Genomic DNA, 18,632 nt, shown 5'->3' with positions numbered 1-18,632 from the left:
ATGTGACCTTGGCCACCCTCGCCTTATGTGTGGATTTGTACGCATAACAACGGCAGCTGACTCCCTAGTGTCTGCGGTGTCCAGAAAAACGGTCTGCGGTGTCAGGGAAAAACGGCACGGCAAAAATGGCGAAAACAAGGCGGAGGCCCTCATGAATGCTCGTGAACAGCTCGGCAACGGACGTATCTCCTGGAAGCTCGCGATGAGCCGCGCGGCGGTGGGCGCGGCGACGGTGGCCCTGGCCGCCGGTGCGCTGGCGGTGCCCGCCCAGGCGGCGGCCGCGCCCGCCGCCTCGATCACCGGCGAGGCGACCGGCCAGGTGTCCCAGGCCTCCCAGGCCTCCCAGACCGTCCAGGCCAAGAAGTACTACTTCGCCGCCGGGCTCCTGGGCAGGAACGAGGTCCCTGAGCCGGGTAAGAAGGTCAACGACCGGGACGGCGTGGCGATCGCGAAGTTCCGCATCCACGGGAACCGCTTCTACTACTTCGTTCAGTGGAAGCGGACCGCCAAGCCCAGCGCCTTCCACATCCACAAGGGCAAGGCGGGCAAGAACGGCCCCGTCGTCATCGACCTGCTGTCCAACGGCAAGATCCGCGGCAACACGAGCTTCGGCTCCGTCGTCGTCAAGGACTCCAGCCTGCTGCGGGGCATCAAGAGCAACCCGAGGAACTGGTACGCCAACCTGCACACCAAGCAGTTCCCCGACGGCGCGGTCCGCGGCCAGCTCACCAACGGCGGCCGCTGGTAACCCGCCGATTCGAGGAACCGGAGAGGCACCGCCGCCGGACCGCGTACGAGTCAGGCCGTAAGGACGGAAAACCGCTGCGGCCGGCTCAGCAGGGCGGCGGCCCCTTCGAAGCCCGCCGGCCGGACGGCCGGAGTACGCCCGGCGAGTCGTGCAGGCAGGGCGGTGTTGAACTTCAAGTGGAGGCGGGTTCGGGCAGTGACAGGCCCTCGCTCGCGTCCTGCACGGCGGATGTCCAGCTCTCCTTGGACACATCGGTCCGGAGGTCCGCGCCCCGGCCTCTCGGTCCCTTATTCCATCGCGGCCTGAATGGCCCGTGTCCCGTCGCGCACCGCGTCGAGCAGTGCCTGGTACTCGGGCTCGGCGACCCCCCTGGACGACTCCTCTCCCGCGCGTGACTCCTCAACCGCGCGCAGGTACGCCTGCCAGAAACCGTGGATCCTTCCGGCCACATCGCCCTCCAGGACAAGAAGCCGGGGATGTTCGCCTTCGCGCAGGGCCCGTCGGCCGGGTTGCTTGAACCACATGTTCAGCCTGGCCATGGAGGAGATCCAGGAACCGACCAGGTCGACGAGATCGTTCCCGATGACCGAGCTCGTCAGCATCGCGAGCGCGAGGTTCATCGGCGGCGACGGCGTGGGTTTCCTCAGCTCGTCAGGCGGGGTCCAGCTCGGGAGCGGATCGCGAAACTGTCGCATCCATTCAGGAAGGTCCCTGATTTCCGTCACCTCCATCGAAAGCCGACGTTGAACGGCGAGCTGCGAGGTCCTGAACACCCCTGGTGTGGATCAGGGGCTCTTCCTGGACGGCCGCGGGGCGTTCCTGTCCCGGGGGTCGTCGGACGGGTCCGCGGCCCCGGGAGTGAGTGTCCGGCCGGTGACGCGTTCCGGCGACTGCTCGCGGAGGAGGGCGGCCTGTTCGCGGGCGACGTCGCGCATCCGGCCGAACAGGCCGAGCACCATGGCGATCTGGTCGTCGTCGTATTCGGCGAGGGCCTGGGCCCAGGCCTCCGACATGCCCTCGAACAGCGGCCGGATCTCCGCCTGCCGTTCGGGGACCGGCCGGACGAGCACGCGGCGGCGGTCCTGCCGGTCGTGCTCACGGCGCACCCAGCCGTCCCGCTCCAGCCGGTCGATCATCCGGGTGACGGCGCCGGTGGTCAGGCCGGTCTGGGCGGCGATGTCCCCGGCGGTCGCCTGCTCGATCCCGGTCAGCGCGGTCAGGCTTTTGAAATCGCCCAGGCTGAGACCCAGGCGGTCGGCCACCGCCTGCTGGAACAGGATCCCCGCGGCGATCGTCTGGGTGAGTTCGGCCTGCAGGTGTGCCAGCAGGACCTGACGGGCGACCGGTTCGGCACTTGACATGCGTCTACCTTACCTGCTCATACTCTGCGCATGGCATTATCTGCATAGGGCAGATAATGAGAAAGGCAGATGAATGGACGCCCGCAGGTTGCCGCTGTGGTCCGGTATCGCCGGAACCTTGCTGTTCACGCTGATCTGGCTGGTTGAAGGGGGGATCCGGCCGGGGTACGACCCGATGCGCAGCTGGATCAGCGAGCTCGCCCTGTCCGGTCGCGGCTGGATCCAGATCGCCGGCTTCCTGATCGGCGGCGCCCTGATCACCGTCTTCGGGCGCGGTCTGCGCGCCGCCTTCACCGACGGTCCCGCGGCGATCTGGGGCCCGCGGGCCGTGACCGCCGCCGGTCTCGCCCTGTTCGCCGCCGGCCTCTTCGTGATCGACCCTGGGACGTACCGCCCTCCCGGCACCGTGGCCGGGACGACCTGGCACGGCGTCCTGCACGACATCGCCGGACCGGTCATGTTCCTCTCCGTCGCGGCGGCGGCCGTCATCTACTCCCGTCGCTTCGCACGGTTGTACGGGCTGGTCACCGGCGGCCTGATGATCGCTCTCTGGCTCGCGGCGGGTGTGCTGAACGGCCTGGACCACGCCGGCGTCTGGTCACCCGCCCCCGCCGGACTGTTCCAGCGACTGTCCGTCCTGACCGGCTTCGCCTATCTGGCCTACCTGGCTTGCCGCGCTCTCGCCGCGTCCGCGCCGGCGGCATCCGCCGCGTACCCGGCGACGGGCGATGAGGAGACGACGGGCGGGGCGGTGACCCGATGAGACCCGGCGTCCTTCGCCCGCTTCTCGGCGGTACGTCCGGCGAGCACCGTCTCAGGTGTGGACGTGCTCCACATCGGCGTCCGGGGCGTGCATCAGAGGGCCGTGGTGCTCGGCGAACAGCTTGGCGACCAGTTCGCCCCGGCTGGTGATGCCGAACTTGGTGAAGATCGCCTTGAGGCGGTGGCGCACCGTGTGGGCGGACAGGTACAGCTCCGTGGCGATGTCGGCGGTCGACAGCCCGCGCGCGACGCACTGGGTGATCTGCTGCTCGCGCGGGGTCAGGCAGTACGCCTCGACGATGATCGGGGCGATCTGCGCGGAGTTCGCCGGTTCCAGGACCACCGCCACCGGGCCGGGCACGCCGCTGGGGCTGCGCAGGCACGAGGCGTGCACCACGAGCCGGCGTCCCGAACCGCCCCGCAGCCGGGCCGCCGCCGGGATCATCCCGGACGCGAGCGCGGTGGCCGCCGTGCACGCCGCCCTCGACGAGGTGAGTGCCGGCCTCGCCCCCTGGAAGGGGGAAACCGCCTACCGCAACTTCACCGAACGGTCCGGGCCGAGGTTCGACCGCCTCGAGACCCACATCAGGCTGCAGCGGATCAAGGCCGCCTACGACCCCACCGACCTGATCCACGCCAACCACTCCGTCACGCCGGCCGGCTGACCGTGCCCGGGAGGGGCCGGGCCCGTTCGCATGGCCGTACCCGCCGGAGAGGCGGTCGAGACGCGTGGCGCGCGGGCCGTCCCGGGACCGGGAGGCGCGGTCGTCGTCAACAGGCCGCAACGGGGAAAGATTATGTGACCGCTGTTATATTAGCGCTATGACATCTCTGGATCCCACCGCCTCGCCCGGGCGGTGGGACGCGGTTCACGCCCTGATGGCCGCCCTGGACGCCCAGATCGAGTCGTTGTACACCGACCGGGGCATCCGGGGCGTCCGTCCCCGGTTCGCCTATCCGCTGATCCGCCTCGCGCACACCGGGCCGCTCACGATCCGCGAGCTGGCGGAATCGCTGGGCCGCTCGCACTCGGCGATGAGCCAGACGCTCACCGCGATGCGGCGCGAGGGACTGGTCGACTCCGAGTCCGGCACCGACGCGCGCACGCGCCGCATCACTCTGACCGACCGGGGCCGCGCGCTCATCCCCTTCCTCGAAGCCGAGTGGCGCGCGACCGAGGCCGCCGTCGCCGAACTCGACGACGAGATCCCGCACGCGCTCAGCGCCGTCGTCGCCGAGCTGGAACGTGCCCTGGAGCGGCGGCCCATGCGGGATCGGATCCTGGCCCACCTCGACGAGCCTCCCGCCGCCCCGGCGCCCCCGGCCGCCCCGGTGGGGGAGCCGCACCCGTGACCTGGCGCGAGCGGCTGATCGACGTCCGCCCCCTGCGAAGCAGCCGGCCGTTCCGCGACCTGTGGATCGGCTCCTCCCTCTCCTCGCTCGGCCAGCGGATCGCCGGCGTCGCCGTCCTGCTGCAGGTCTGGGAGCTCACGCGCAGCCCGCTCTGGACCGGCGCCATCGGCCTCGCGACAGCCGTACCCCTTCTCGTCCTCGGCCTGGTCGGCGGATCGCTCGCCGACGCCGTCGACCGCAGGACCCTGGTCCGTGCCACCACCGCGGGCCAGGTCCTGCTGGCCGCGGGCCTCGTGGCGCAGGCCGCCGCGGGCAACCGGTCGGTCCTGCTGCTGCTCGTCCTGGTCGCCGCCCAGTCCGGCTGCGCGGCGCTCGGAGCCCCGGCGAAGCGCACCTTCCCCGTCCGGCTGCTCCCCGCCGACCAGGTCGCCGCCGGGCTCGCCCTGCAGAACGTCGCCTTCCAGGCCTCCATGCTCCTCGGGCCCGCCCTCGCCGGTCTCGTGCTCGCGCGGTGGCACTACCCCGCCGCGTACGCGATCCAGGCCCTCGCCGCCGTCGCGTCGCTGGTCGCGGTGGTCCGGCTGCCTCCGATGGCCGTGCTGCGCGCCGGCGACGACCGGCCGTCCGGGTACGGCGGGCGCCGGGAGCGCCGGGAGCGCCGGGAGCGCCGGGAGCGCGGCCCGGCCCGGGGAGGCTGGCGGATCATCCTCCGGCGCCCCACCCTGTGGGGCTCCCTCGCCACCGACCTCGCCGCCACCCTCCTGGCCATGCCGATCGCGCTCTTCCCCCTGGTCAACGAGATCCGCTTCGAGGGCGCGCCCCAGACCCTGGGACTCTTCCTGTCCGCGATCGCGGTCGGCGGGCTGGGGGCGGGCCTGCTCTCCGGGACCGTGACCCGGCTCCGTCGCGGTGGCCTCGTCCAGCTCCTCGCGGCCACGGTCTGGGGTCTGGCCCTCGCCGGCTTCGGCCTGGCCGGGCCCCTCTGGCTCGCCCTCGGCTGCCTGGTTCTCGCCGGTGCGGCCGACACCGTCTCCGTGGTCACCCGGGGCGCGCTGGTCCAGCTCGAGACCCCCGACCAGTACCGCGGGCGGGTCTCCTCGGTCGAGCACGTCATCGGCGTCGCCGGCCCCGAGATCGGCAACTTCCGCGGGGGACTTCTCGCCTCCCTGACGTCCGCGCCCGTGGCGCTCGTCGTGGGGGGCCTGGGAGCCGCGCTGGCCGTCGTCACCGTCGGCCTGGTCAACCGCCCCCTGCGCGACTACCGCGTCCCGCCCGCGCACGAGGGCCCGCCGCCCCCGGAGGCGACGGCTCCCGGGCAGAAGACCGCTCCCGCGCAGGCGACGGACGTCACCGGCGAACCATGAGGAGCCAGGAGCGCGGATCGGCCGCCTGACGCGGCCGGCGGCCGGAGGCGCCGCACGATCTCGCGGACCGTCAGCGGCCCAGCTGGAAGGCCGACATCGGGATGTGCAGCCAGGTCGGCCGGTTGCGGGACTCGTACACCACCTCGTACGCGGCCTTGTCGAGTTCCAGGGCGCGCAGCAGGACGGCGTCCTCGGCGCGGAGGTGGCCGCCTCCGGCGGAGTAGCCCGCCAGGAAGGAGGAGCGGTTGAGCTCGGCCCACTCCACCGCGCGGGGGCGGAGCTCGTCGGCGTTGGAGTGGTCGGCCAGCAGGTGGCGGGCGGCGTAGTCGAAGGAGCGGAGCATCCCGGCCACGTCCCGCAGCGGGGAGGACAGGGCGCGGCGCTCGGCGATGGGCTGGCCCGGCTCGCCCTCGAAGTCGAGGATGATCCAGTCGTTGGTGGTGCGCATCACCTGGCCGAGGTGGTAGTCGCCGTGGACGCGCTGGACGGGCATCTCCCTGGCCACGTCGGAGACCCGCTGGTAGGCCTCCTCGGCGACGTGGGCGTGCTCGCCGAGAGCGGGCACCTCGTCCACCGCGACGCCCAGGCGGCGGCGGAACTCCTCGACCATCCGCTTGACCTCCTGCGACTCGATCACGTCGGTCGGGAAGGCGGCGGCCATCTCATGGTGGACCGTGGCGGTGGTGACGCCGAGGCGGTAGGCCTCGGAGCTGAAGTCGCCGCCCGCGTCGGAGGCCGACGGCTCGAGGGAGCCGTACAGGTCGCGGACGCTGGCCAGGGCGAGGGCCCAGCCGTCGTTGGCGTTCGACAGGAACTCCTGGGTCATCGCCAGCGTGGTGGTCTCGCCGTCGAGGTCGGTCTCGATCCAGCCGTACGGCCGGGCGATGTGCGTGCCGTCGCGGCGGGCCAGCGCGGTGACGATCTCCAGTTCGGGGTTCACCCCGGCGGTCAGGCGGCGGAACAGCTTGCAGATGTAGGTGTCGCCGTACACCAGCGAGGTGTTGGACTGCTCGGCGCCGAGGACCAGGCTCCGCTTGGAGGTGTCGATCTCCACCCCGTCGAGGTGGCGGAAGCGGAGGGTGCCCAGGTCACGACCTTCGGCCATGCCCTCCAGCAGGGCGGCGGTGAGGTCGGCGTCGTAGGCGGCGTCGTAGTAGCCGCCGCCGATGTGGGCCGGCTTGAAACGGGCCCACTCCGGCGCCTCGCTGCCGAGCAGCAACTGGTAGCGGTCGCGCGCCCCGGACTGGTGAACGGAGATGATCAGGTGGCGCAGGCGTGGTGACAGCTCCACGTCCGAGTCGACGACGAGATCGTCGATCGGGCGCCCCTTACCGGCGAACCATCGTTGCTGGGTGATCCAACCGGTAAGGAGCTCCGTCAACACGGCTTTACGCCTCCTGGGATGCGGGTGGCAGGGTGAACCAGTAGAACCCATGCCCAGGAAGAGTCAAAAGATACGGAAGCTCGCCAATCGCTGGGAAGGGAACCCCGCCCATCGTCTCCACCGGAACCGATCCCTCGAAGCGGCGGAGGTCGAGCTCCACCGGCTGCGGGAACCGGGACAGGTTGTTGACGCACAGCATCCGGTCGTCGCCGAGCTCGCGCACGAAGGCGAGGACGCTGGGGTTGGACGAGTTCAGCTCGGTGAACTCACCCAGGCCGAAGACCGGGTGCCGCTTGCGGATCTCGATCATCCGCTTGGTCCAGTGCAGCAGCGAGCCCGCGCTGCGCTGCTGCGCCTCGACGTTGAGCGCCTGGTAGCCGTAGATCGGGTCCATGATGACCGGGAGGTACAGGCGGCCCGGGTCGCAGTCGGAGAATCCCGCGTTGCGGTCGGGGCTCCACTGCATGGGGGTACGGACACCGTCGCGGTCGCCCAGCCAGATGTTGTCCCCCATCCCGATCTCATCGCCGTAGTACAGCACGGGAGATCCCGGAAGGGAGAGCAGCAACGCCGTGAACAGCTCAATCTGGTTGCGATCGTTCTCCAGCAGCGGGGCGAGCCGCCGCCGGATGCCGACGTTGGCGCGCATCCGGGGGTCCTTGGCGTACTCCGAGTACATGTAGTCGCGCTCGTCGTCCGTGACCATCTCGAGCGTGAGCTCGTCGTGGTTGCGCAGGAAGATGCCCCACTGGCAGTTCTCCGGGATCTTCGGCGTCTGGGCCATGATCTCGGAGATGGGGTAGCGCGACTCCCGCCTGACCGCCATGAAGATGCGCGGCATCAGCGGGAAGTGGAACGCCATGTGGCACTCGTCGCCCCCGGTGGCGGAGTCGCCGAAGTACTCGACCACGTCGGCGGGCCACTGGTTGGCCTCGGCGAGCAGCACCCGGTCGGGGTAGAGCCTGTCGATCTCCGCCCTGACCCGCTTCAGGTACTCGTGCGTGCGGGGCAGGTTCTCGCAGTTGGTGCCGTCCTGCTCGAAGAGGTAAGGGATGGCGTCCATGCGGAAGCCGTCGATGCCCAGGTCCAGCCAGAAGCGCAGCACCTCCAGCATCGCGTCCTGCACGTCCGGGTTCTCGTAGTTGAGGTCCGGCTGGTGGGAGAAGAAGCGGTGCCAGTAGTACTGGCCCCGGACCGGGTCGTGGGACCAGTTGGACGTCTCGGTGTCGATGAAGATGATCCGGGCGTCCTTGTAGAGCTCGTCGTTGTCGTTCCAGACGTAGAAGTCGCCGAACGGCCCCTCGGGGTCGTGGCGGGAGGCCTGGAACCACGGGTGCTGGTCGCTGGTGTGGTTCATCACCAGGTCGGCGATGACCCGCATGCCGCGCTTGTGCGCCTCGTCGACCAGCTTCACGAAGTCTCCGAGATCGCCGAAATCAGGAAGGATCTTCATGAAGTCGGCGATGTCGTACCCGCCGTCGCGCAGCGGCGACTCGTACAGCGGAAGCAACCAGAGGCAGTCGACACCGAGCCACTGGAGATAGTCCAGCCTCTGGATGAGACCGCGGATGTCTCCGGTGCCGTCGCCGTTGGAATCGGCGAAGCCCCGGATGAGAACCTCGTAGAAGACAGCGCGCTTGAACCAGTACGGGTCGCGCGGCTTTTCCTCGTCGAAGGTGTTCGGAATTGGCTCAGGTAGCTGACTCACCAGTGACTCCCCGCTGTTCTGCCGGTATAGGCGTACCCGGCCGGCTCACCGCTGGTTCGCCGCCGCGGCACGCAGAGTGAAGACGTGCGCTGGGTGGATGTGGGGATCGAGACGCACGTAGTTGTCCTGCCGCCAGCGATACGACTCGCCCGACAGTTCGTCGTCCACGACGAACTCGGCTTGCCAGTCGAGACCGAGGGCGGGCATGTCCAGCGACACCGTCGCCTCGTGGGTGTTGTGCGGATCCAGGTTCACGACGACGAGGACAACGTCGCCCAGGCCGTGCCGTCGTGTGGCCGTGTCGTAGGCGCCGGGCAACCGCTTGGAGAAGCAGATCACATCCGGGTTGTTGACGCTGTGAAACCGTAGATTACGCAGTTCCTGGAGCGCCGGGTGTGCTCTTCGGAACAAATTGAGTTGTGTGATGAACGGGGCGAGGCTACGGCCTTCTCGTTCGGCCTCTACCCAATCGCGGGGTTTGTACTGATATTTCTCGCTATCAAGGTATTCTTCGCTGCCCGGTCTAACCGGTACATTCTCCGCAAGTTCATATCCGGCGTATACGCCCCACGTCGGCATCGCCGTGGCTGCGAGTACTGCTCTGATATAAAATGCCGGGACTCCCCCGTGTTGAAGGTATTCATGGAGGATGTCCGGAGTATTGACGAACACGTTGGGCCGCATGTAGTGCGACGTCTCGTGGGAGAGCTCGCTCAGGTAGTCCTCGACGTCCGAGCGCGAGTTCTTCCACGTGTAGTACGTGTACGACTGGTGGAAACCGACCTTGGCCAGCGTCCGCATCATCGCGGGGCGGGTGAAGGCCTCCGCCAGGAACAATACGTCAGGGTCGGTGGTGTGGACGTCGGCCAGCAGCTTCTCCCAGAAGGCCACCGGCTTGGTGTGCGGGTTGTCCACCCGGAAGATCCGCACCCCGTGGTCCATCCAGAGCCGCACGACCCGCCTGATCTCCTCGTAGATCCCCTTGGGGTCCCTGTCGAAGTTCAGCGGGTAGATGTCCTGGTACTTCTTCGGCGGGTTCTCCGCGTACGCGATCGAGCCGTCGGCGCGGATGTTGAACCACTCCGGGTGGTCCTTGACCCACGGGTGGTCGGGCGCGCACTGCAGGGCGAGGTCGATGGCGACCTCCATGCCCAGCTCGCGGGTCTTGGCCACGAAGGCGTCGAAGTCCTCGAACGTGCCCAGATCGGGGTGGATGGCGTCGTGGCCGCCCTCCTCGGAGCCGATCGCCCAGGGCGAGCCGGGGTCGTAGGGCTCGGGCGTCAGGGTGTTGTTGCGCCCCTTGCGGAAGCTGTGCCCGATCGGGTGGATCGGCGGCAGGTAGACGACGTCGAAGCCCATCTTCGCCACGGCCGGCAGCCGCTTGGCGGCGGTCTGGAAGGTCCCGGACTTGGGGGCGACGCCCTGCTCGATGATCGCGCCCTCGGAGCGCGGGAAGAACTCGTACCACGACCCGAACAGCGCCCTGCGGCGGTGCACCAGGACCGTGCGCGGGGCCGATCTCGTCACCAGGTCGCGCAGCGGGTGGGCGCGCAGCATCGCCGCCGTCTCCGGCATCTGGGCCACGGAGAACCGGGCGCGCGGGTCGATCTCGGTGTCGCGCAGCCTCGCCGCGACGGCCTGGAGCGCGGCCCGGTGCCCGCAGACGTGCGGCTGCGTCACCTTGGCGCCCCTGGCCGTCCTCGCCGCCGGGGTCTTGCCGCCCACCGGCCTGCCGGTCGCGGCCGTGCCGCCGACGCCGGTGGCGGGGACGGCCGCCGGCCCGCACTCGGCGGCCCGCACCGCCCTCGCCGCGCGGTCGAAGAGGCGGGCACCCTCCTCGCACATCAGGTCGGCGTCCAGGTCACGTGGGATCTTGATGCCCGCGTCGTGCAACCAGGTGGCCATGGGATCACTCCACGCCTCCACCCGGAAACGCCACTCGCCCTCGGTGGGCAGCGTCACCTCCACGCCCCACCGGTCGGTGCCGGGGGCGAGCTCGCGCATGGGCAGCAGGGGACCGCGCACGCCGCCGGGACCGGTGAGCACGGCCCCGGCCGCGACCGCGTCGTGTCCCTCCCGGAACACGGTCGCGGAGATCTCGAAGGTCTCACCCGCGGCGGCCTTGGCGGGGCGGCGCCCGCAGTCGACCGTGGGGTGGATGTCCTGGATTGGGATTCGTCCGATCATCGCGTCTCAAGGTAGCGGCGGCACGCCCGGTACCGCCGGGGAAGCCGGCAAGGAAGGATCTTCGTTTTTTCAAGCATCCCCGGGCGGCCGGTCTCGGGGCAAGCGGAAGCATGCCCTGATGGGACGGCCGGTTCCCGAGGGCAGCACGTTCTGGCTCGTATGTCCGGTGCCCCAATAGTCCAGCTTCATGCGTCCCGCTGGATAGAGTGCGGCACCTCTTACTCTTCCGCGAGTTCTCCTAACAGTCGATCACCTGCCTTTGATGTGTTTGGGGGGGATTGATAGCGGTGAGAGGGAGACGCGTGAGTGTTGGGGTCGCCCTCGTGGCGCTGAGTAACTAGGGTCTGGCACCGTGAGAGCAATCCGCAGGTTTACCGTCCGCACCGTCCTGCCGCCGGAGCTGGCCTCCCTCGGCGAGCTCGTCCTCAATTTGCGCTGGTCGTGGCACCCGGAGACATTGGATCTGTTCGGCGAGGTCGATCCGGCCATCTGGGGGCGTGTCGGGTACGACCCCGTCGCCCTGCTGGGCGCCGTGCAGGCCGACCGGCTCCGCGAGCTGGCCGCCGACCGCCGCTTCCTGAGGCGACTGGCCGACGCCGCCGACGACCTCCGCGAGTACATGACCGCCCCCCGGTGGTACCAGACCATGTCCGACGCGCCCAAGGCCATCGCCTACTTCTCTCCCGAGTACGGCATCGCCGCCGCCCTGCCGCAGTACTCGGGCGGGCTCGGCATCCTCGCCGGCGACCACCTCAAGGCCGCGAGCGACCTCGGCGTGCCCATCCTGGCCGTCGGCCTGCTGTACCGGCACGGCTACTTCACCCAGTCCCTCTCGCCCGAGGGCTGGCAGCTGGAGCACTACCCCTCCCTCGACCCCGGCGGCCTGCCGCTCACCCTCCTGCGGGAGGAGGACGGCACCCCGGTACGCATCAAGATCAGCCTTCCCGAGCACCGCACGCTGCACGCCCAGGTCTGGGTGCTCCAGGTCGGCAGGGTGCCGCTGCTGCTGCTCGACTCCGACGTGGCCGAGAACGACACCGCCGCCCGCGACGTCACCGACCGCCTGTACGGCGGCGGCGGCGACCACCGGCTGCTCCAGGAGCTGCTGCTCGGCGTCGGCGGCGTCCGCGCCATCCGCGCCTACTGCCGGGTCACCGGGCACGCCGAGCCCGAGGTGTTCCACACCAACGAGGGCCACGCCGGCTTCCTCGGCCTGGAGCGCATCCGCGAGCTCACCGAGGCCAGGCTCTCCTTCGACGAGGCCCTGGAGGCGGTGCGGGCCGGGACCGTCTTCACCACGCACACCCCCGTGCCCGCCGGGATCGACCGCTTCCCCGCGGAGATGATCGGCCGCCAGTTCGGCGGCGAGAACGCCTGGCCCACGGTCCCCGTCGACCGCATCCTCGCGCTGGGCGCCGAGGAGGAGCCGGGCAAGTTCAACATGGCCGCGATGGGCATGCGGCTGGCCCAGCGGGTCAACGGCGTCTCGGAGCTGCACGGCGCCGTGAGCCGGGAGATGTTCCAGGGCCTGTGGCCGGGCTTCGACACCGAAGAGGTCCCGATCGGGTTCATCACCAACGGCGTGCACGCCCCCACCTGGGTCGGCCGGGAGATCATGGAGCTGGCCGGCCGGGAGCTGCCCACCCTGGTCGACCGCGCCCAGGGCTGGGAGAGCATCGGCAAGATCTCCGACGGAGACGTCTGGGGCATCAGGGGCCGGCTGCGCGAGAAGCTGGTCGTCGCGGCCCGCGCGCGGCTCCGCCAGTCGTGGATCAACCGGGGCGCCTCGCAGGCCGAGCTCGGCTGGATCGACGACGCCCTCGACCCCGAGGTGCTCACCATCGGCTTCGCCCGCCGGGTGCCGTCGTACAAGCGGCTCACCCTGATGCTGTCCGACCCCGACCGGCTCCGCGCGCTGCTGCTCGACCCCGCCAGGCCGGTGCAGATCGTGATCGCGGGCAAGGCCCACCCGGCCGACGAGGGCGGCAAGAAGCTCATCCAGCAGATCGTGAAGTTCGCCGACTCCGAGGACGTGCGGCACCGCATCGTCTTCCTTCCCGACTACGACATGGCCCTGGGCCAGCTGCTCGTCCAGGGCTGCGACGTGTGGATGAACAACCCGCTGCGCCCGCTGGAGGCGTGCGGCACGTCCGGGATGAAGGCCGCGCTCAACGGCGGGCTCAACCTGTCCATCCGGGACGGCTGGTGGGACGAGTGGTACGACGGCACCAACGGCTGGGCCATCCCCACCGCCGACGGCGTCGCCGACCCCGACCGCCGCGACGAGCTCGAGGCGGCCGCCCTGTACGACCTGATCGAGCACGAGGTGGCCGACCGGTTCTACGACCGGGCCGACGGGCTGCCCCGGCGCTGGCTGGAGATGGTCAGGCACACCCTGGCCTCGCTCGGCCCCAAGGTGCTCGCCGGGCGGATGCTCCGCGACTACGTGGTCGACCTCTACGCCCCGGCCGCCAAGTCCGCCCGCGCCCTCTCCGGCGAGGGGTACGAGCAGGCCAGGAGCTTCGCGGCGTGGAAGCTCAAGGTCGGCAGGGCCTGGCCGGGCGTGCGGGTCGAGCACGTGGAGGCCTCCGGCCTGGGCGACAGCACCCCGGAGCTCGGCACGTCCGTGGAGCTGAAGGCCACCATCGCCCTCGGCGAGCTGGAGCCCGGGGACATCCGGGTCCAGGCTGCCTACGGCCGGGTCGGCGACCACGACGACCTGGCGGCCCCCTCCTACGCCGATCTGACCGTCGAGTCCGAGGGCGACGACGGCAGGGCCGTCTTCGCCGGGACCATCCCCCTCGACCGCACCGGGCCCTTCGGCTACACCGTCCGGGTCGTTCCCGACCACCCGCTGGTGGCCTCGACCTCGGAGCTCGGCCTGGTCACGGTGCCCGAGGAGCCCGTCGGCATGACCAACGGCACCCTGCGCTGACCGGGTGACCGTCCGGCGCGCGCCGGACGGCGAGGCCCCCGTGCCCCTCCCGGAGAACCGGGAGGGGCACGGGGGTCCTCGCGTTCCCGAGGGGTGAGCGGGCCGTACGGGGCCCCGCGCACGGTCCTCGCGTGAAACGTTCACGTACGACGTCGGCCTACGACGCTCGCATACCACGTCGCGGCACCGATGGGTCCGGAAGTGTCCGCGTGCCGACACGTTGCGTGGTGCGGTGGGTAGGGTTGAGCACTCGATCCCTGGCGCCCGAGAGAGCATCCCGGCGCCGTGACCCCGGAGCGCGCCCGATCGTGCGGCGCCCCGGTGGCGCGTGGCCCGCGGAGGTCGGTGCCGCGGGCCACGCGGAGAGACCCCGCGTGGCGAAGGGGCGAGGGGCGAGGGGTCAGGCGTTGGCCTCCAGGGCGACGCGGACCGCCGACTCCAGGGCGCCCTCGATCCAGGAGTGCTTCAGCGAGGTGTGCTCGCCCGCGAAGTGCAGCCGTCCCACGGGGGCGGCGATGGCGGGGTGGATCTCGGTCATCTGGCCCGGCGTGAAGACGGCGGCCTCGCCGAAGGCGTAGCGGTTGCGCATCCAGCTCTGGGTCATGCCGCGGCCGGTGTAGAACTCGGAGATGCGCTCCCCGTGCACCTCCTGCAGCCCCCGCAGGGCGTAGCCGTAGCGCTCGTCGTCGTCCATGGAGTCCCAGCGGGTGGCGTCGTCGGCCCACGCGTAGCTGGCCAGCACGACGCCGCCCTCGCTGCCGCGCACCGGGTGGGAGGGGAAGTAGACGAACCGGTTGGCGTTGTCGGTGACCGATCCGCCGCCCGTCACCTGGGCGGCGGGCCCCGGGCGGTAGCGGGGGCCGAGCTCGCGCTTCCAGTCACGCTCGTCGAACTCCCACCAGCGCCTGCGGAACTCCAGCAGGACCTTGGTCGCGGAGTCGTAGTGCAGCTCGATCACCGCGCGCCGCTTCGGGTACGGCAGGGCCGGGGTGATCTCCACGTGGCGCAGCGCGGAGAACGGGATCGTGATGATCGCGAGGTCTCCCTCGAACGTCTCGCCCCTGCCCTGCGGCCTGAAGTCGGACTCGGTGCTGCCCGTCTCGGTGACCGTCTCGACGCGGACGCCCCGCGTGGTGTGCCGGATCCGCACGGCCCGCCGGTCCATCCGGATGTCGCCGCGCAGCCCCGGCGCCAGCCGGTACGGCAGCTCCCGGCTGCCCCCCTCCATCTCCCAGTAGGTCGCCGACGGATTGACCAGGCTCCGGGTCAGGAAGGTGTGCATGAACGACAGCGGCAGCCGGGAGGTCAGGTTCTCCAGGGTGCCGATGGCGTCGATCGCCGCGTCGCTCAGCCGGGCGTGCTCGCGCAGGAAGCGGTTCATGGAGTAGTCGTCGAAGTCGTACAGGACGCGGGCCCAGCCCTCGATCAGCTGCGGCAGCGGCTTGTCGACCCGCGCCGCGCCGCGGACGACGGAGAAGTAGTCCCTGACCGGGTCGAGCGCGTCGTCCAGGATCTTTCCCGCGGTCCTCGTGTCCCGCAGGCCGAACGAGGCGTTGATCTCGCGCGGGTTCGCGGCGTACTCGTCGCGGCGCCGGGTGATGCCGTTGACCCGGATCAGGGTGTGGTTCGCCCGCTCCGGCGCGGTGAACTCCCCCCGGGAGGGGCCGGAGCGCCAGGCCGGGCCGCGGCGCGGGGTGTAGACGACGGGCGGGACGGGGCCGGTCGCCGCGTCGCCCGGCCGCACGTCGACGTTGTAGAACAGGCGCCGGGAGATGCCGAGCTTGTCGATCAGGGCCAGCGTGAGCGGGTGGAAGTCGGGGATGCGCATCGCCCCCGCCTCGGCGTACTGCCGCCGGTCGGCGAAGCCGGTCTGAAAGGTCTTGATCCTGCCGCCGATCCGGTTGCCGTTGGCCTCGATGACGGTGACCCGGTGCCCGGCCCGCTTCAGCAGCGTCGCGGTCACCAGCCCGGCGATCCCGGCGCCGACGACGAGGATCCTCTTGGGGGAGCGGGTCCTGGGCAGGCCGTTGTCGATCAGCACCTTGAGGTATTCGAGTTTGAGGTCCGAGCCGTCCTCGCCGACGAGCAGCAGGTCCCGCGCCACCCGGGTGCAGGTGTCCCAGCGCCTGGCGTCGCGCGGCTCCCGCCCGGTGCGCGCGGGGGCCGGGTCCGTGAGCGAGACCGCCGCCGCGACCGCCGGTTCGACGGCCGAGCCCATCGCTCCCACGGCGCCCAGCCCGGCCAACCTGGCGAATCCCCGCCGGTTCATCCCTGGCACGACATCCTCCCTTTCGTAGTCACGGTAAGTAATTGAATGACTACTATCGGTTCAAGTTCAGGTATGCCAGGGTCTTTGTGGTTGTGACTCCAACCGGTCGCGCGGGATCCGTCTTTCGCGGCTTTTGTCGTACGGGGAGTGCGGCCCCGCCTGGGAGGGGTGGGCGGTCCCGCCGATGGGCGGCCTCGGGGGCGTTCGCCGAATCGACTCGGACAAAATCTCTCTTATACGACAAAGTGCGACAATATACTTCTTTTACATAGTTCTTTCTTGTTTGTGGCGGGAATGGCTACATAGCCGACACCTCGTACACCCGGGAGAGAACAGTGGACGCTTGGACGTTCGAGGGCCAGCCGGGCGCGCTGGGGGACACCACGGTCACGCTGGTCGAGGGCGGCTCCTTCTGCGTGTGCGCCCGCAACGGCGACATCCTCCCCGGCGGTGCGCAGGGTGTTTACCACGCCGACACCCGGATCCTGTCGCGCTGGGAGCTGAGGGTGGACGAGATGCCCGTGGAGGACCTCAGGGTGCTCCCGGCCGAGCCGTACCACGCGACGTTCCTCAGCAAGGCGGCCCCCCGCCCGGGGCGGGCCGAGAGCAGCCTGCTCGTGATCAGGGACCGCTACGTCGGGGGCGGCCTGCGCGAGGACCTGACCCTGCGCAACCTGGGCGGCGAGCCCGCCGGGTGCGTGATCGACATCCACGTCGCCTCCGACGTGGCCGACCTGTTCGAGGTGAAGGCCGGCCGGATCCGGCACGTGACCGACGTGGAGATGACGGCCGACAGGACGGGACTGCTGATCGTCTCGGCCTGCCGCTCGCGCGGCACCAGGGTGGTGGCCGAGCCCGCGCCGTTCGCCGTGCCCGGCATGCTCATCTTCCGCGTCGTCGTGCCCGCGCGCGGCGAGTGGAGCGCCAGCCTGCAGGTGAACCCGATCCTGGAGGGGGAGGAGTCGCCCGCGTGGTTCCCCACCCACCACCCGCTGGAGCACGCGGAGCCCGCCAGGCGCCGCGCCGACTGGGAGCGCCTCAGCCCGATCATCGTCACCTCCGACCGCGTCCTGGCCCAGGTCCTGGAGCGCTCAAAAGAGGATCTCGGCGCGCTGCGGCTCTTCGAGGCCGGCAAGCCGGACGAGGCGCCGACGATCGCCGCGGGCGCGCCGTGGTTCATGACCCTGTTCGGCCGGGACTCGCTGCTGACCTCGTGGATGGCACTCCAGATGGACCAGTGCCTGGCACTGGGCACCCTGAGGCGTCTGGCCGGGTTGCAGGGCACCGTCGACGACCCGCTGACCGAGGAGGAGCCGGGCAAGATCCTGCACGAGCTCCGTTTCGGCACGCAGACCGGCGCCTCGCCGCACGCGGGCCGCGCCTACTACGGCTCGGTGGACTCGACCCCGCTGTTCGTGATGGTCATGGGCGAGCTGCGCAGGTGGGGCATGTACGGGGAGGCCGTCGAGGGGCTCATGCCGCACGTCGACGCCGCCCTCGACTGGATCCGCAGGTCCGCGGACCCGTTCCTGTCCTACCGGCGCAAGACCGACCACGGGTTGATCAACCAGGGCTGGAAGGACTCCTTCGACGGCGTCAACTTCGCCGACGGCACCATCGCCAGCCCGCCCATCGCCCTGGCCGAGGTCCAGGGCTACGTCTACGCCGCCTACATCGCCCGCGCCCACTTCGCCCACGAGGCGGGCGACAGCGTCCTGGAGGAGCAGTGGAAGGCCCGCGCGGAACGCATCAGGGACGCCTTCAACGAGCGCTTCTGGCTGCCGGACCGGGGCTACTACGCCATCGGCCTCGACGGCGCCGGGCGCGCCATCGACAGCCTCGCCTCCAACATGGGCCACTGCCTGTGGACCGGCATCGTCGACGAGGACCGGGCCCCGCGCGTCGCCGAGCGGCTGCTCTCGCCGGAGATGTTCACCGGGTACGGGGTGCGGACCCTCGCCAGCACCATGGGCGCCTACAACCCGATGAGCTATCACAACGGCTCGGTCTGGCCGCACGACAACGCCCTGATCGCGGCCGGGCTGACGCGCTACGGCTTCACGGGCGAGGCCCAGCGGATCGCCTTCGGCCTGCTGGACGCGGCCGAGGTCTTCGGCTGGCGGCTGCCCGAGCTGTTCTGCGGGTTCGACCGGACCGAGTTCAACTGGCCGGTGCCCTACCCCACCTCCTGCTCCCCGCAGGCGTGGGCCGCGGCGAGCCCCATCCAGCTGGTCAGGAGCCTGCTGCGCTTCGAGCCGTGGATCCCGTACGGGCGGGTGTGGCTGGATCCCGTCGGGCTGGAGGGCCTGCGGATCCAGGGGCTGCCGCTCGCCGGCTCCCGGGTCACGATCGAGGTCGGCCAGGACGGTGCCACCGTCACCGGGCTGCCCAAGGGGATCACCTTGATCAACGAGCCGCGCAGCCCGCTCACCGCGGCCCTGCGGCAGGTCAATTGATCGTTTCTCTCGCGTCCTTCCGGGGCCGCGCCTTTCAGGGTTCCGCGTTCTTCCAGGTTCCGGTCTTTTTCGGTTCCGTGTCTTTTCGGTGAGGTGGCCATGGTT

General features: G+C 70.4%; 14 protein-coding genes. 7 read left to right on the top strand and 7 right to left on the bottom strand.

Annotation, left to right across the window (positions count from 1 at the left end; translation table 11 throughout):
• Positions 1 to 151 precede the first annotated feature (151 nt).
• Positions 152 to 748, top strand: a complete 597-nt coding sequence (locus AB0F88_RS40665; RefSeq protein WP_362696797.1) for a CHRD domain-containing protein — start codon at positions 152 to 154, stop codon at positions 746 to 748.
• A 287-nt stretch (positions 749 to 1,035) separates the two neighbouring features.
• Here the strand turns inward: AB0F88_RS40665 and AB0F88_RS40660 are convergent, their stop codons facing one another.
• Together AB0F88_RS40660 and AB0F88_RS40655 are read right to left on the bottom strand one after the other, a co-directional pair.
• Complete coding sequence (locus AB0F88_RS40660) at positions 1,036 to 1,443, bottom strand: hypothetical protein (RefSeq protein WP_362696795.1); 408 nt, start codon at positions 1,441 to 1,443, stop codon at positions 1,036 to 1,038.
• A gap of 90 nt (positions 1,444 to 1,533) precedes the next feature.
• Positions 1,534 to 2,109, bottom strand: a complete 576-nt coding sequence (locus tag AB0F88_RS40655) for a MarR family transcriptional regulator (protein ID WP_362696793.1) — start codon at positions 2,107 to 2,109, stop codon at positions 1,534 to 1,536.
• Between the two features lie 73 nt (positions 2,110 to 2,182).
• Here AB0F88_RS40655 and AB0F88_RS40650 point away from each other — a divergent pair, with 73 nt between their 5' ends.
• A complete protein-coding gene (locus AB0F88_RS40650) occupies positions 2,183 to 2,872 on the top strand; it encodes a DUF998 domain-containing protein (RefSeq protein ID WP_362696791.1) in 690 nt (229 codons plus the stop codon).
• Positions 2,873 to 2,923: 51 nt separating this feature from the next.
• Here AB0F88_RS40650 and AB0F88_RS40645 read toward each other — a convergent pair whose 3' ends face one another.
• Positions 2,924 to 3,214: a helix-turn-helix transcriptional regulator gene (locus AB0F88_RS40645; RefSeq protein WP_362696789.1), complete on the bottom strand. Its 291-nt coding sequence runs from the start codon at positions 3,212 to 3,214 to the stop codon at positions 2,924 to 2,926.
• Between AB0F88_RS40645 and AB0F88_RS40640 the strand changes: the two genes are divergently transcribed.
• The 3 genes from AB0F88_RS40640 to AB0F88_RS40630 all read left to right on the top strand — a co-directional run bounded on the left by AB0F88_RS40640 (position 3,171) and on the right by AB0F88_RS40630 (position 5,588).
• The gene (locus AB0F88_RS40640) at positions 3,171 to 3,536 is read left to right on the top strand and encodes a BBE domain-containing protein (RefSeq protein WP_362696787.1); all 366 of its coding nucleotides are present in this window, start codon (positions 3,171 to 3,173) and stop codon (positions 3,534 to 3,536) included. The two genes, AB0F88_RS40645 and AB0F88_RS40640, sit on opposite strands and share 44 nt — an antisense overlap.
• A 157-nt stretch (positions 3,537 to 3,693) precedes the next feature.
• The gene (locus AB0F88_RS40635) at positions 3,694 to 4,224 is read left to right on the top strand and encodes a MarR family transcriptional regulator (RefSeq protein WP_362696785.1); all 531 of its coding nucleotides are present in this window, start codon (positions 3,694 to 3,696) and stop codon (positions 4,222 to 4,224) included.
• Positions 4,221 to 5,588 carry an MFS transporter gene (locus AB0F88_RS40630; RefSeq protein ID WP_362696783.1) on the top strand — a complete coding sequence of 456 codons (1,368 nt, stop codon included), beginning with the start codon at positions 4,221 to 4,223 and terminating at the stop codon, positions 5,586 to 5,588. Before AB0F88_RS40635 ends, AB0F88_RS40630 begins: the two co-directional genes overlap by 4 nt.
• Positions 5,589 to 5,658: 70 nt before the next feature.
• Here the strand turns inward: AB0F88_RS40630 and AB0F88_RS40625 are convergent, their stop codons facing one another.
• The 3 genes from AB0F88_RS40625 to AB0F88_RS40615 are packed head-to-tail and all read right to left on the bottom strand — an operon-like array spanning position 5,659 to position 10,867.
• Positions 5,659 to 6,972, bottom strand: coding sequence for a phosphotransferase (locus AB0F88_RS40625; RefSeq protein WP_362696781.1), 1,314 nt, complete (start codon positions 6,970 to 6,972; stop codon positions 5,659 to 5,661).
• Between the two features lie 4 nt (positions 6,973 to 6,976).
• Positions 6,977 to 8,680 (bottom strand): maltose alpha-D-glucosyltransferase, encoded by a 1,704-nt coding sequence (gene treS, locus AB0F88_RS40620; RefSeq protein WP_362696779.1) that lies wholly within the window; start codon positions 8,678 to 8,680, stop codon positions 6,977 to 6,979.
• Positions 8,681 to 8,725: 45 nt separating this feature from the next.
• Complete coding sequence (locus AB0F88_RS40615; RefSeq protein WP_362696777.1) at positions 8,726 to 10,867, bottom strand: alpha-1,4-glucan--maltose-1-phosphate maltosyltransferase; 2,142 nt, start codon at positions 10,865 to 10,867, stop codon at positions 8,726 to 8,728.
• Between the two features lie 352 nt (positions 10,868 to 11,219).
• Here AB0F88_RS40615 and glgP point away from each other — a divergent pair, with 352 nt between their 5' ends.
• Positions 11,220 to 13,802: an alpha-glucan family phosphorylase gene (gene glgP, locus AB0F88_RS40610; protein ID WP_362696775.1), complete on the top strand. Its 2,583-nt coding sequence runs from the start codon at positions 11,220 to 11,222 to the stop codon at positions 13,800 to 13,802.
• A 400-nt stretch (positions 13,803 to 14,202) separates the two neighbouring features.
• Here glgP and AB0F88_RS40605 read toward each other — a convergent pair whose 3' ends face one another.
• Positions 14,203 to 16,071 carry an NAD(P)/FAD-dependent oxidoreductase gene (locus AB0F88_RS40605; RefSeq protein WP_362696942.1) on the bottom strand — a complete coding sequence of 623 codons (1,869 nt, stop codon included), beginning with the start codon at positions 16,069 to 16,071 and terminating at the stop codon, positions 14,203 to 14,205.
• Between the two features lie 335 nt (positions 16,072 to 16,406).
• Between AB0F88_RS40605 and AB0F88_RS40600 the strand changes: the two genes are divergently transcribed.
• Positions 16,407 to 18,527, top strand: a complete 2,121-nt coding sequence (locus AB0F88_RS40600; RefSeq protein ID WP_362696773.1) for a glycogen debranching N-terminal domain-containing protein — start codon at positions 16,407 to 16,409, stop codon at positions 18,525 to 18,527.
• The last annotated feature ends 105 nt before the right edge of the window (positions 18,528 to 18,632 follow it).

Source organism: Streptosporangium sp. NPDC023963 (genome assembly GCF_040639135.1).
GTDB lineage: Bacteria > Actinomycetota > Actinomycetes > Streptosporangiales > Streptosporangiaceae > Streptosporangium.
The sequence above is the reverse complement of the archived record's forward strand: the minus strand, read 5'-3'. Positions and strand labels throughout refer to the sequence as shown.